Source organism: Simplicispira sedimenti (genome assembly GCF_022760965.1).
GTDB lineage: Bacteria > Pseudomonadota > Gammaproteobacteria > Burkholderiales > Burkholderiaceae_C > Simplicispira > Simplicispira sedimenti.
Genome location: NZ_JAKVIJ010000009.1, coordinates 83,934 through 97,752, shown reverse-complemented (window position 1 = coordinate 97,752; position 13,819 = coordinate 83,934). Strand labels below are relative to the sequence as shown.

General features: G+C 58.2%; 13 protein-coding genes. 4 read left to right on the top strand and 9 right to left on the bottom strand.

Annotation, left to right across the window (positions count from 1 at the left end; translation table 11 throughout):
* Positions 1-27: 27 nt before the first annotated feature.
* From MJ602_RS11245 to MJ602_RS11220, 6 genes are read right to left on the bottom strand one after another with little or no spacing between them, the layout of a single operon-like run.
* Positions 28-1,551 (bottom strand): Ig domain-containing protein, encoded by a 1,524-nt coding sequence (locus tag MJ602_RS11245; RefSeq protein WP_243020903.1) that lies wholly within the window; start codon positions 1,549-1,551, stop codon positions 28-30.
* Positions 1,552-1,576: 25 nt separating this feature from the next.
* Positions 1,577-3,679 carry a type IV pilus secretin PilQ gene (locus MJ602_RS11240; protein ID WP_423246705.1) on the bottom strand — a complete coding sequence of 701 codons (2,103 nt, stop codon included), beginning with the start codon at positions 3,677-3,679 and terminating at the stop codon, positions 1,577-1,579.
* A gap of 29 nt (positions 3,680-3,708) precedes the next feature.
* Positions 3,709-4,254, bottom strand: coding sequence for a pilus assembly protein PilP (locus MJ602_RS11235; protein WP_162015301.1), 546 nt, complete (start codon positions 4,252-4,254; stop codon positions 3,709-3,711).
* A complete protein-coding gene (locus tag MJ602_RS11230; RefSeq protein ID WP_243020902.1) occupies positions 4,251-4,946 on the bottom strand; it encodes a type IV pilus inner membrane component PilO in 696 nt (231 codons plus the stop codon). The genes MJ602_RS11235 and MJ602_RS11230 overlap by 4 nt, the downstream gene beginning before the upstream one ends.
* A gap of 3 nt (positions 4,947-4,949) precedes the next feature.
* On the bottom strand, positions 4,950-5,555 hold the full coding sequence (locus MJ602_RS11225; protein ID WP_162015299.1) for a PilN domain-containing protein: 606 nt from the start codon (positions 5,553-5,555) through the stop codon (positions 4,950-4,952).
* Positions 5,552-6,631: a pilus assembly protein PilM gene (locus tag MJ602_RS11220; RefSeq protein WP_162015298.1), complete on the bottom strand. Its 1,080-nt coding sequence runs from the start codon at positions 6,629-6,631 to the stop codon at positions 5,552-5,554. The genes MJ602_RS11225 and MJ602_RS11220 overlap by 4 nt, the downstream gene beginning before the upstream one ends.
* A 265-nt stretch (positions 6,632-6,896) precedes the next feature.
* Between MJ602_RS11220 and MJ602_RS11215 the strand changes: the two genes are divergently transcribed.
* Positions 6,897-9,275, top strand: a complete 2,379-nt coding sequence (locus tag MJ602_RS11215; protein WP_243020901.1) for a penicillin-binding protein 1A — start codon at positions 6,897-6,899, stop codon at positions 9,273-9,275.
* Between the two features lie 40 nt (positions 9,276-9,315).
* On the opposite strand, the gene cyaY is transcribed toward MJ602_RS11215, so the two are convergent.
* The gene (gene cyaY / locus MJ602_RS11210) at positions 9,316-9,648 is read right to left on the bottom strand and encodes an iron donor protein CyaY (RefSeq protein WP_162015296.1); all 333 of its coding nucleotides are present in this window, start codon (positions 9,646-9,648) and stop codon (positions 9,316-9,318) included.
* Positions 9,649-9,660: 12 nt separating this feature from the next.
* Between cyaY and lptM the strand changes: the two genes are divergently transcribed.
* The 3 genes from lptM (at position 9,661) to MJ602_RS11195 (ending at position 12,025) form a co-directional block, all read left to right on the top strand.
* Positions 9,661-9,843, top strand: coding sequence for an LPS translocon maturation chaperone LptM (lptM, locus tag MJ602_RS11205; protein WP_279236158.1), 183 nt, complete (start codon positions 9,661-9,663; stop codon positions 9,841-9,843).
* On the top strand, positions 9,840-11,120 hold the full coding sequence (gene lysA, locus MJ602_RS11200) for a diaminopimelate decarboxylase (protein WP_243020899.1): 1,281 nt from the start codon (positions 9,840-9,842) through the stop codon (positions 11,118-11,120). Before lptM ends, lysA begins: the two co-directional genes overlap by 4 nt.
* Before the next feature lie 77 nt (positions 11,121-11,197).
* On the top strand, positions 11,198-12,025 hold the full coding sequence (locus MJ602_RS11195; protein ID WP_243020898.1) for an oxygen-binding di-iron domain-containing protein: 828 nt from the start codon (positions 11,198-11,200) through the stop codon (positions 12,023-12,025).
* A 58-nt stretch (positions 12,026-12,083) separates the two neighbouring features.
* Here the strand turns inward: MJ602_RS11195 and MJ602_RS11190 are convergent, their stop codons facing one another.
* The gene (locus MJ602_RS11190; protein ID WP_243020897.1) at positions 12,084-12,722 is read right to left on the bottom strand and encodes a protein-methionine-sulfoxide reductase heme-binding subunit MsrQ; all 639 of its coding nucleotides are present in this window, start codon (positions 12,720-12,722) and stop codon (positions 12,084-12,086) included.
* Positions 12,723-12,742: 20 nt separating this feature from the next.
* Positions 12,743-13,741 carry a protein-methionine-sulfoxide reductase catalytic subunit MsrP gene (msrP, locus tag MJ602_RS11185; protein ID WP_243020896.1) on the bottom strand — a complete coding sequence of 333 codons (999 nt, stop codon included), beginning with the start codon at positions 13,739-13,741 and terminating at the stop codon, positions 12,743-12,745.
* Positions 13,742-13,819: the final 78 nt, after the last annotated feature.

Here is a 13,819-nt window from a genome sequence, read left to right as displayed (position 1 = left end):
CTAAAACACTAACAGCACCTAAGATTTTCAAGTACAAGTGATAGATACTTTTCTCGTATCAGACTGTGTGTCTCTTGTGGCAGTGATGAAAAATACGTGAACCCCTGGTGCAGGACAAGTTCCACTTAGCACCCCATTATTGCCGGCTGCTGACAAAGTCAACCAACCGGCTGGAGGAGTCGGGTTAGCCGTCCATGTAACCGGCTTGGTAGTGTCACCACCGGTGGCCGTCAAAGCATAAAGAAAGGGTGTAGCCACCGTCGCACCTGGCAAGGCACAGGTCGTGTTCGCGTCACCAGCGCAACCAGCCAATACGATTGAAAGAGCAGCTGGAGTTGGCGTCGGCGTTGGTGCTGGAGTAGGCAACGCGCCCGAAACTGTAACTTTCATGTTGCGAACAACCGTAGCACCAGAAGAGTCGGTCACCTGTACAACTACGTTGTAATCCCCTGGCTCAATAGATACGGTACCACTGATGACCCCAGATGAACTGAGTGTGAGCCCTGCAGGCAAACCACCCAATGCGCTCCATGTGTAAGGAGGCAATCCTCCCGATGCCGAAAGTGCATATGCAGATGGAACATTGTTAACCACAGTGATGGTGGCGTCTGAAATCGCCAACGAACCACTTGCAATGTTATCCACTACAGGTACAGCGAGCAATTGCATAATGGGATCCTGAATGCCATTGCTCACGTTGTTGTCACTACGATCTGCCACCATCTCCAGCAGAATCACACCGCTGTTTGGCCCACTGGACAGCGAAAACTGAGCCTCTCCACCAATTGTCTTGACTTGTAACACGCTTCCAGACTGGCTCCCGGAAATCAGACGCGCACCTGAAGACGCGCCAAATGGTCGGATGCTCACTTGAACGTTTGCGGCTGCGGGCGCAGGCGCCGGCTGATTTGCATCATCCATGACAAGGGCAGAAATAGCCACATTGTTGCGAATGTTCGCACTGTTCTCCCTGGAACCCAAGTAACCGGGCGCCTGCGCCGTTCCAATCACATTTGCAGGATTACCTGTCACAGCACCAACGACAATATCCACACTGGCAGTGGATACTCGCTTATCTGCAGGATTCGTCACCGAACAAGTGATGCGAGCAGTACCTGCTTTATCTCCAGCATGGAAATGGAACGAAGCGCCCCCGGCATTGGAGCCAAGCACAATGCTTCGATAGGCAGCTGGAACCTTGACTTTCCCACCCTTGCCATCATCTACTTCGACCATGTGCTCTTCCTTGCCATCAAGGTAATAGAGCGCTCCAGAATCCAGCCCACCCGCTACATTGCAGGCAAATATATCCTCCCCCCCAGGAATCGCCGTGTTTCCAGTGCGAGCCTCGACATAGAGTGTCGTGGTGAATCGCGCATAGGCACCCGTGCTTGCGATTTCGTTGCCTATATTAATAGGCAACTGACTCTTCGCGGTAGTCAGCTTGATCGTATAAGGCAAGTTCGTCTCACCCGGACTTCCACCGCCGCCGCCGCACGCCGTCAAAGCAGCCACGAGTGGCAGCGCCAGAAATTTTAATAATTTCCGCATTTTTTTTCCTATCACAGTTAAACCATCAACGCACCGAAACGCGGTCCGTGATTACCTTGGGAGTGATAAAAACTAGCATCTCCCGCTTTTTGCTCTCTTTGTTAGTGGTTTTGAAGAGATTTCCTACCACCGGCACATCGCCAAGAAATGGTACCTTGGTTTCACCATCGGTCTCCTCAATCTCAAAAATACCACCAATGACCACAGTCCCTCCATTCTCCACGAGCACTTGCGTCTTCACGCGCTTAGTATTGATGGCGCGAACGTTTTGCAAAATCTCACCAGGGCTGTCTTTGTTGACCACCAGATCCATGATGATGTTGCCTTCAGGGGTGATCTGAGGAAGAACTTCCAGTTTCAAGACCGCCTTCTTGAAAGCGATCACCGTTGCACCATTGGGCGCTGTTACCGGGTAAGGAAATTCGGTACCTTGCTCGATTTCTGCCTTGGTTTGGTCCGCAGTCACAACACGTGGACTCGAAACCACCTTACCCTTTCCATCAGCCTCCAGTGCAGAAATTTCCAAATTAAGAAAACGATTGGCCGCGGAATTAAAAATGGAGATTGCAAAGCTGCCTGGATCGTAACCGCCGATTGATTGAGCAGGCAAATTGACAAAATTTCCCAACGTATTGACCAAGCCTCCTGCACCAGTCGACGCAACTGCGTTGCTGTAACCTGTCCCAAAGCCAACCCGATTATCACCACTGAGTGCATAGCCACCGGTCCCCCCCCTGTTGGCACGCAGATCTGTTGCGCCAAGACGCACGCCCAGCGATCGACCAAAGGTGTCCGACGCCTCTACGATGCGCGCCTCGATCATCACCTGCCTCACCGGCACATCGAGAGAGGCCAACAATTGCCGCACCTCTTCGAGCTTGGTCGGAGTATCCGTCACAAAAATTTGGTTAGTGCGTGGCTCAGCAATAGCCGTCCCACGTTCAGACAGGAAGCGATTGCTGGTACTTCCAGAGCTGCCACTGGTGGTAGTGATCTGTGCCACCATATCGACGGCTTTGGCATAGTTGAGTTGAAACGCCTGGGTGCGCAAGGGCTCCAGTTTTTGAATGGTTTGCGCCGCTTCGAAGTCCTTCTTCATGCGATCGTCAATTTCATCCTTGGGAGCAATCCACAGTACATTGCCTGTCTTGCGCATCCCCAAGCCCTTGGCTTCCATGATGATCTGGAGCGCTTGATCCCATGGAACGTCCTGCAAACGCAGCGTCATTGCGCCCGTCACCGTGTCAGATGTCACGATGTTAATGTTTGTGAAATCAGCAAACACGGCCAACAATGAGCGCAGATCAATGTTTTGAAAGTTCAGCGACAGCTTCTCCGTGCTATAGCCAGGCCCTTGGGTGAGTTTGTTCAGATCCACCTTTTTCTGGCGTACCTCCACCACAAACTGGTTGTCACTCTGGTATGCAGAGTGCTCCCACTCTCCCACCGGCTCGATCACCATCCGAACCTTATCGCCTTGTTGAGTAGTGGTAACTGACTGAATGGGAGTCCCAAAATCAGCAACATCCAAACGACGGCGCAGCCCTTCAGGCAATGATGAGCGGATGAACTCAACGGTCAGACCCTTGCCCTGCTGCCGAAGATCGACGCCTACTTGGTTGTTGGCCAAGCCAATGACCACCCGCCCAGCACCATCAGCCCCCCTGCGAAAATCCACATCCTTGATGGGCAGCACATCGGAATGCCCGCTCTCGGCGAAAACGGCTGCTTGTGGCGCCTGAGCTGCAGCAACCGCAGCTACTGGATCCAATTGAATCAAGACGGCTTTTCCCTGCAGTTCCGCTCGGTAAGTAGTCGGCTGTTTGAGATTCAATACAACTCTGGATCGACCCCCAGCCTGAACGACGTTGACCGACTTGAGATTTCCCTGATTTACTTCGACTGCCGAACGCCCCATTGCGTTGATAGCGCCAGGAAAATCCAATGCAATGCGCGCTGGAGATTGAGTGGCGAATCCATTGGGAACACTAGCCATTGGCTCGGACAAGTCAATACGAACGACTTCCGCCCCTCCCTGGATAGATCCAGTGACTGCCTCAATGGCGGCCTGCGCCCAAGAGGCAGTGGAGCACAACACCGCAGCCGACGCCAAGACGCCCTGGTGCATCCATTTCATTACTGCAACCTTATGCTGATTCATTTTTTCGCCTCCTCCTGCAACTCGAGCGATGTGGTGCGTTCAATCCAGTCCCCTGCCGGGTCCTGCACAATTTCGCGCAGTTGGACGGACGTTTCGTTGATGGCGACAATTCGCCCGTAATTCTGTCCCAGGTAATTTCCTGCCTGCACCTGATACAGCAGCTTGTCCACTTTGATAAGCGCGGTGGGCTTACCCTCCTTGTTCAAACTGCCCACCATAGAGATCGCATCCAAGGGGAAGGCCTCCAATGGTTCTTTTCGACGAGCCAATTCCGGCGCAATGAGCGCTGCATTGGAAGCCATCTGTGCCGATTCTCTGCGCAAGGCTTGGGTAAGTTTCATTGGATCAAACGGATCCATCTCAGAGTTGACTTCATAACCCACTGGCTGGAACTGTTTCGGCTCTGTCAACGGCGTCACACGTGGCCTCGCCTGCGCACGCTCACTGGCCATCCACTCCCGCAACTCATCCTCACCCGAAGCAGAGCATCCGCCCAAGGCAAGCAAGACTAAGGAAACTGATGCGATCCGAGGTAATGTCATTTCTTAGCCCCTTTCGGATCCTTCGCTGCGGCTCGCTGGGCCTGCACCTCCTCGTTATCCAAATACCGGAAAGTGCGCGCCGTCGCATCCAAAACCAGACTCCCGGCAAACTTCTCCTTGTCCTTCGCCGGAACGCTGATGGCAACGTCATTGAGAGTCACGATTCGGGAGAGGTGAGCCACATCAGAGGCAAAGGCCCCCATGTCGTGATAACGCCCAGTGACACGAATGGAAATCGGCAACTCTGCGTAGTACTCGCGCACCACCACCTGCCCCGGCTTGAAAAGTTCGAATTGGAGGCTCCGCCCCAAGCCAGCTTGGTTGATATCCGAGAGCAACGCAGACATTTCCGCCTTGCTGGGCAGTTGTTTTTCCATCTGCAAAACGTACTGCTGAACCTGCTCCCGCTGCTTCTTCAACAAATCGAGGCTTACAGCTTTTTGTAACTTTTTCTTGTAGTCTTCACGCAAGCTAAGCTCTTTGGCGCGCTCAGCTTCCAACTCGGCTTGGTAGTCCGTCAACTTGACATACCACAAAGCGACTGCAACCGCCGCCGCAATGAAGAGGCAGAGCAGAATGCGTGGCAGTATGGGCCACAGTGAAGGATCCTTGGTATCCAGGTTGGTGAATTGGCGTTGCAGCTGCTCCTGCAACTGCGCCATATCGATCTTGGGTGTTTTGGTCTTGGCCATCGCTTACTTCCCTGCCGCGCTGGCGGTTTCCATCGCCTTCTTGGCCTCGCTAGAGCGAACCAATTGAAAGCGCAGATTGAATTCGGAAGCCCGGCGCAAGTCGCGCGGAGTCAAAGCAACGTTCTTGGCAACGATCTCCACCAGCTCCGGCTTGGAGAGCCAAGGCGTGTTATTCGACAAGTTGCGCAACAACTCCGACACCCGTTCATTGGACTGCGCCATGCCCTTCATCTCAACCGTCTGATTGGTTTGCTTGAGCATGGTGATATACACCCCATCCGGCAGTTGCTCCACCAACTCACTGAGCAAGTGAACGGGAAGATTGCGATCCGCCTGCAAATCTTCTACTGCCTTTTGCCGAGCGCGCAATGCCGCGATTTCCTCTTCGATGGTCGCAATCTCCTTGATTTGGTCTTCCAGCACCCGAATCTCGCTTTGCAGGAAATTGTTGTTGGCCTGCTGGTTCTCGATCATCATCTGGAACCACCAATAGATTGCACCTGCAATCAACAGGCCCGCCATCGCCGCTCCAAGCATCGCGGCCTGGTACGTTTCGCGCCGACGCTTGCGCGCGGCCTCCCTGTGGGGAAGAAGGTTGATAAGAATCACTGCAGAAACCTCCGCATCGCCAAGCCGCAAGACGTCAGATAGGAGGGCGCCTCACGTACCATTTTTTTCATTCGCACGGAACTCCCAATTTCCATGCCGTCAAACGGATTGACAACCGAGCAAGGGAAGCCGGTGTGCTGTGTCACCGATTCAATGAGCCCCTGCAAGGGCGCCGAGCCACCTGCAAGCATGATGTGATCGACGCGATTATGGGGAGTGCTGGTGAAGAAGAACTGCAAGGCTCTGCCAATTTCCTGCGAGAGGCTTTCCACGAATGGACGCAGCACGGCGCTTGCATAGTCGTCCGGCAAGTCGCCATTGCGTTTTTTGCTCTCGGCCTCCTCTGGCGAAAAGCCGTATTGGCGCACGATCAACTGCGTGAGTTGCGCACCACCGAAGGCTTGATCTCGATCGTAGAGAACCTCATCGTTCCGTATGACCTGCATGCTCGTTGTCAACGCCCCCACCTCGAACAAGGCAACCATGGTGTCCACCCCCTTGTTGGGCAAACCCTCGATCAAGCGGCTCGTCGCCAAGCGCGAGGCATAGGACTCCACATCGATGATGACAGCCTTGAGCCCCGCAGCCTCGGCCAAGCCCTGCCGATCCTGCACCTTTTCGCGGCGAGAGGCTGCGATCAGAACATCCACATCGCCGGGCGAACTCTTGCAAGGACCGATCACGCAAAAATCGAGACTGACCTCATCCAGGGAGAATGGGATGTACTGGTTGGCTTCAGACTCAACCTGAACCTCAAGCTCCTGATCACTCATGCCCGCAGGAAGCACGATTTTTTTGGTGATGACCGCTGAGGGCGGCAGTGCCATCGCTACGTTTTTGGTTTTGGTTCCGCTCTTCTTAACCACTCGGCGTACCGCCTCAGCGACCTCATCGAATTTTTCGATGTTGCCGTCAGTGATCCAGCCGCGCTCCAGCGGCTCAATGGCGCAACGTTCCAGCACCAGCATGCCGGCCTTGTCTCGCCCGAGTTCAACCAGTTTGACACTAGAGGAACTGATGTCGATTCCCAGCAACGGCGCAGGCTGGCGACTGAACAGAGATCCCGTGGAGATCAAGATAGCCCCCTGAAAATTGTCATCCCGACACAACAAAACTTAACATTTCACATGAATGCTATCAGTAAGATACTTCTCCAGCAAAGGCTTTTCCGGCTTTCGTCCCGTTTGAACGTTGTCAAAAGCAGACGCTTCTTGAACCACCCAGCCGCGACATCCGTCTCATCATCGCCAGTGCACAGGTATTGAATAGCCTGCATTTCTTGGATGTGCATTTCCACACGACATCCATTTTTATAATGGCGCCTTTGTCACCTGGAGCGTTATGCCGCCCCCAGCCCAACCCACCTCCTCCACCCCATCATCCCCCTCTTCGCGTCCGCGCTGGCTGCGCTGGCTGCTGCGGTTGTTGGCGTGGGCTGTCGGCGTGGCTGCAGCTGGCGCAGTCGCCTTGGCACTGGGCCTTGCCATTGCACTGGCCATGGCCTATCCGAATCTGCCGGACATCTCTGACTTGGCAGACTACCGGCCCAAGCTGCCCATGCGGGTCTATTCTGCCGAGGGGGCTCTGCTGGGCGAGTTCGGAGAGGAGCGTCGCAACCTGACCCCCATCGCCGAGATTCCCAAGGTCATGAAGGATGCCGTTCTCGCCATTGAAGACGCGCGCTTCTTCCAGCATGGGGGCGTTGACTACAAGGGAATGCTGCGTGCAGTTCTGGCCAATCTGGGCAAGATGAAAAGCCAAGGCGCATCCACCATCACGATGCAGGTAGCGCGGAATGTGTATCTTTCCTCGGAAAAAACAATTACACGCAAAATTTACGAAATATTACTAACTTTCAAGTTAGAGCATTTTCTGACCAAAGATCAGATTCTTGAAATCTACATGAATCAGATTTTTCTGGGAAATCGTGCCTACGGATTTGCCGCAGCTTCAGAAGCATATTTTGGTAAGCCGCTTCAATCCATTTCTATTGCCGAAGCAGCGATGCTCGCCGGGTTGCCCAAGGCCCCTTCCGCATACAACCCGATCAGCAACTACAAGCGCGCACGGGCAAGACAGCTGCACATCATTGATCGCATGGAGGAGAACGGCTTCATTACGGCCCAAGAGGCCGCGCAAGCCCGGGAGGAGAAGCTCAAAATCCGCACCCACACCGACAGCACCCGTGTCCATGCCGAATACGTGGCCGAGATGGCGCGCCAGTTGATCTTTGCACAGTACGGCAACGAGGCGTACACACGGGGCCTGAACGTGTACACCACCATCAATGCGGCAGAACAGGATGCAGCTTACCTGGCCTTGCGCCAGGGGATCATGACCTACGAGCGCAGGCAGCACTACCGAGGCCCGGAGAAGTTCGTCAACCTCCCCGCCAATGCTGCCGATCTTGAAGAGAACATCGACGACCTTCTGGCCGACCACCCTGACAACGGCGATGTGCTGTCTGCCATGGTGTTGGAAGCCAACGCCAAGAAGATTGTCGCCATGCGGCCCAACGGCGACACCCTGGAAATCACCGGCGATGGGCTCAAGCCAGTGCAATCTGGACTCAGCGACAAGGCGCCACCCAATATCCGGATCCGTCGCGGCGCCATCATTCGGGTGGTTCAGACTCCCAAGCAGACCTGGGAGGCCACCCAACTCCCCGAAGTAGAAGGCGCCCTGGTGGCTGTTGACCCTCGCAACGGGGCTATCCGCTCGCTGGTAGGCGGCTTTGACTTTGACAAGAACAAGTTCAACCACGCCACCCAGGCCTGGCGTCAGCCCGGATCCAGCTTCAAACCGTTCATCTACTCCGCTGCCCTGGAGAAAGGCTTCACACCCGCAACGGTCATCAACGATGCGCCACTGTTCTTCGACGCTGGCTTCACTGGTGGCAAACCCTGGGAGCCCAAAAACTACGACGGCAAGTTCGACGGCCCGATGACCATGCGCTCGGCCCTGGCGCGCTCCAAGAATATGGTCTCCATCCGCATCCTCCAGGCGGTGGGCGCACGCAACGGCCAGGAATGGGCCACGCGCTTTGGCTTTGAAGCGGACAAGCACCCCCCATTTCTGACCATGGCCCTGGGTGCCGGTTCGGTCACACCCATGCAAATGGCCGTGGCCTATTCGGTGTTTGCCAACGGTGGCTACCGCGTGAACCCATGGCTGGTGACACGGGTGACCGACCACAAGGGCAAATTGCTGACCGAGTTCACCCCGCCAGCGACCGAGGAAAACGAACGCGTCATCGACGCACGCAACGCCTTTGTGATGAACAGCCTGTTGCAGGAAGTCACCCGCTCCGGCACGGCGGCCCGAGCACAAGCCACCCTCAAGCGACCCGACCTCTACGGCAAGACGGGCACCACCAACGATGCCTGGGACGCCTGGTTCGCCGGATTCCAACCCACAGTGGCGGCCGTGACCTGGATCGGCTACGACACCCCTCGCAACCTGGGGAGTCGCGAAACCGGCGGCGGCCTGAGCTTGCCGGTCTGGATCAGCTACATGGAAAAAGCCCTCAAGGGCGTGCCGGTCATGGAACCCACCGTACCGCCTGGATTGGTGAACGTGGCGGGCGAGTGGTACTACGAAGAATACGCACGCAACACCGGCGTCTCCAGCCTCGGCCTGGAGGCAGGCGCTCCGGGCTCGCCCGCCCAAGCCCCAGCGCCCGAGGAGCGAAACCAGATCCTGGATCTGTTCCGCAACTGAAGCGCACCGCGCCTCCACGACGGGGTTGCGTGGCCGCCCCTCAGTCGCTGGCAAACACCAGCGACTGCCCCGCCTGAGTACTGGCCTCGCGGCTCAGGCAGGTGAAGAACTCGCCAGCGCCTTTGGTGTCCAGCCACTGGGTACCGTCATAGCGAAAGTGGTAGCCTCCGGAGCGTGCGGCCATCCAGACCTCGTGCAAGGGCTTTTGCAGGTTGACCACGATCTGGCTGCGGTTGGCAAACACCAACGTCACCATTCCGCCAGTACGCTGGTTGTCCACATCGGCGTCGGTGTCGTCATTGATGCGGTCGCAGCTGCGCTCCACAGCCTTGAGCAGCTGCTCGGCACGGTCCATGTATTCAAGGTCGGTCATTACAATTTCTGCATGTTGAAAGCTCCCCAAATTCTAGTGAGGGCCTTAAGCCTTGTCGTTGGCATGGCGAGCCTGGCGGCCTGCGGTCAGCGCGGCCCCTTGTATTTGCCCATGCCCAAGCCCCAGCCACAGGCCAGCGCTCCCGCGCAGCCCGCTCCTTCTCCCGCCCCCACTGCCTCCCAATCCACACCATGACGACACCTACCCTGCCCGGACACCCCCATATCGCCTACCACGAGGGCGAGCTGTGTGTGGAGGGAGCCCCCGTGCACGCGTTGGCACAGCAATACGGCACGCCGCTGTTTGTGTATTCGCAAGCCTCCATGCACGACGCACTGGCCGCCTACCAACGTGGTTTTGCGGGCCGCAAGGTGCAAATCTGCTACGCCATGAAGGCCAACTCTTCGCTCGCGCTGCTGCAGTTCTTTGCGCGCCAGGGCTGCGGCTTTGACATTGTTTCAGGCGGTGAACTCGACCGCGTGCTGGCCGCAGGCGGCGATCCCGGCAAGGTGATCTTTTCTGGCGTGGGCAAAACCCGCGCCGAAATGCGCCAGGCCCTGCGCGCAGGCATTCGCTGCTTCAACGTGGAGAGCGAGGCCGAGCTGGAGGTGCTCAACGCCGTGGCGCTGGCCGAAGACAGTCCCGCCCCGGTCAGCATCCGCGTCAACCCCAACGTGGACCCCAAAACCCACCCGTATATCTCCACCGGGCTCAAGGGCAACAAGTTCGGGGTTGCGCACGAGCGCACCGTCGCGGTCTACCGGCACGCGGCCTCTTTGCCAGGCTTGCGCGTGGTGGGCATCGACTGCCATATCGGCTCGCAGATCACCGAAGCCACGCCCTACCTCGACGCAACCGACCGGCTGCTCGACCTGGTGCAGGCCATCGAGGCGGAGGGTATCCCCATCCACCACATCGATTTCGGTGGCGGTCTAGGCATCGACTACAACGGCGATACGCCACCCGCCGCCGACGCCCTGTGGCACCAACTGCTGGCCAAGCTCGATGCGCGCGGCTTTGGCCAGCGCGAGTTCCTGATCGAGCCTGGTCGCTCCCTGGTCGGCAACGCGGGCCTCTGCGTCACCGAAATCCTGTACCTCAAGCCTGGCGAGGAAAAGAACTTCTGCATCGTTGATGCAGCGATGAACGACCTTCCCCGTCCTGCCATGTACCAGGCATTCCACGCCATCGTTCCGCTCCAGCCGCGCTCCGACTGCGCTGCGACGAAGTACGACATCGTTGGGCCGGTGTGCGAAAGCGGTGACTGGCTGGGCCGGGACCGCAGCCTGGCGGTTCAGCAAGGTGATCTGCTGGCCGTGCTCTCGGCGGGCGCCTATTGCATGGCGATGTCCAGCAACTACAACACGCGCGGCCGAGCCGCCGAAGTGCTGGTGGATGGGACCCAGGCCCAACTGATCCGTACCCGCGAGACCGCTGCGGACACCTTCCGGAACGAGCGCCTGCTGCCCTGAGAATTCACTTGATATCAATCAAGCACTCGCAGTAGGGTTTCTGTACAGTCGGTGTTTTTCCGCACTGCACCATCGACATGCCACTGGAACTCTACCGCGACAAGCACCATGCCTGCTACATGTTCACCAACCTCATCGAGGAAGACGGGCAAGCTGTACAGGCCAACCAGTTTCTGATCGTTGACGGCGGAACCGGTGCCATCATCGACCCGGGCGGCAATCTCGCGTACAACGAGTTGTACATGGGCATGTCCAAGCACTTCTCGCCCCAGAACCTGTCGTACCTGATCGCCTCGCACGCCGACCCGGACATCATTGCGTCGCTGGACCGCTGGATGTCGAGCACCCAGGCCAAGCTGGTCATCTCCACGGTCTGGGAGCGCTTTGTCCCGCACTTCACCAAGGCGGGCAAGACCGAAAACCGCGTCATCGGCGTGCCTGACAGGGGTGGCCGCCTTCCGCTCGGACACAATGAACTGTGGCTGCTGCCAGCCCATTTCATGCACTCCGAGGGCAATTTCCATTTCTACGACCCGGTCAGCCGCATTCTTTTTACCGGCGATCTGGGCGTGTCCATGATGTCGGGGGCGCAGGCAGCGCGACCCGTCACCGATCTGGCCAGCCACATACCGCTGATGGAAGCCTTCCACCGCCGCTACATGGTGTCGAACAAGGTGTTGCGCCTGTGGGTCCGCATGGTGCGCCAGCTCAAGATCTCCATGCTGGTGCCGCAGCACGGCGCCCCCATCCAGGGTCCACAGGCCATCGCTGATTTCCTCGACTGGATCGAAAACCTGATGTGCGGCGTGGACCTGTTCGACGACCGCTCCTACCAGTTGCCCAGCGCGGCCATCGACCCAGTGATTCGCCCGGTGCGTGCCGCACCACAGATGGCGTATTCCTAATAAAAAATGGCTCTAGCGCTTATCCAATAAGCGCAAAGCGCTATCAATAATATAGCAATCAGTGCGCACTGACGGCGTGCCGTTGCGCCGCCTCGATGCGGCGGCGGCGCCACTGGTGCCATACGCGCCAGCCCAGCAGCATCGCGAGGAGGACGCCATAAACCAGCACCTCGGCAAAGTCGTTCTTGCCAGCGCGCATCCAGTAGAAGTGCAGCACCGCGAGGATCGCCACGGCGTACACCGCGCGGTGCAAGGCACGCCAGCGTTTGCCACCCAACCCGCGGATCGCCCGATCAAACGAGGTCGCGGCCAACACGGCCAGCAGCAGGAATGCCAGCACCCCCACCAGGATGAAGGGCCGCTTGGCAATGTCCCGCAGGGTCTCGCCGCCGTCGAAGCCCATGTCGAACCAGGCATAGGCCAGCAGGTGCAGCAGCGCATAGAAGAATACGAACAGCCCAAGCATGCGCCGGAACCGGGCCAGCGCGGACCAGCCCGTCCACACCCGCAGCGGCGTGACGGCCAGTACCAGGCACAGCATGCGCAGCGTCCAATCCCCGAGCGAGCGGATCAGCGCCTGTGCAGGGTTGGCGCCCAGCAGGTTGGCCGCCGCAGCCAGCACCAGCCAGACGGTCGGCCCCGTCGCCAGGAGAAACACGACGGGCTTGGCAGCCCAGTGCAGCAAGAACCTGTTCATGGCCACAGACCGGCCGGTGCTCAGAAGAACTTGCGCAGGTCCATCCCCGAATAGAGCTGACCCACCTGCGCTTCATAACCGTTGAACATCAAGGTCTTGCGCTTCTTGGCGAACAAGCCATCCTCGCCAATGCGCCGCTCCGTGGCCTGGCTCCAGCGCGGGTGGTCCACCAACGGGTTCACGTTGGAATAGAAGCCGTACTCCTGCGGTGCAGCCTTGTTCCAGGCGGTGGCGGGCTCCTTGTCGGTGAAGCGGATCTTCACGATGCTCTTGGCGCTCTTGAATCCGTACTTCCAGGGCACCACCAGGCGCACCGGCGCGCCATTCTGGTTCGGCAGCACCTCGCCATACATGCCAAAAGCCAGCAACGTCAGCGGGTGCATGGCCTCATCCAGGCGCAGGCCCTCAACGTAAGGCCAGTCGAGCACGCGCGAACCCAGGAAAGGCATGCGCGCCTTGTCCGCCAGGGTCAAAAACTCCACATATTTCGCGCTGCCCAGCGGCTCCACGCGCCGGACCAGCTCAGACAGCGAATAGCCGACCCAGGGGATCACCATCGACCAGCCCTCCACGCACCGCAGGCGGTAGATGCGCTCTTCCTGCGCGTTGAGGCGCAGCAAATCTTCCAGTGCGTACTTGCCCGGTTTCTTCACCAGCCCCTCCACCTCCACGGCCCAGGGGTCGGTCTTGAGCGTATGGGCATTGCGTGCAGGATCGGCCTTGTCGGTGCCGAACTCGTAGAAATTGTTGTAGGTGCTGGCGTCCTGGTAGGACGTCGGCTTGTCCAGCGTGCTGGCGCCGGGCACGGCCGAAGGGGCTGCAGCCAGAGCAGCCAGCTTGCCAGGGCGCGTGGCGGCCTGCGCCAGCGCATCGCGCCCGGCCCAGGCCGCGAGCGCGGCCCCCGCGCCACCCAGGGCCAGGGTCTGCAAAACGCGGCGACGCTCCTCGTACACGGTACGGGGGGTGATTTCCGAAGGAATGGGGTGCGTGAACCCTCGGTCACGGTGCAAGCGAGACATGGCGAACTCCCAACAGCGGTGTGGACGGCATCGCAGCAGCACGATGCCCTGCATGGCTATTCGTACCGCCAGCGCTGC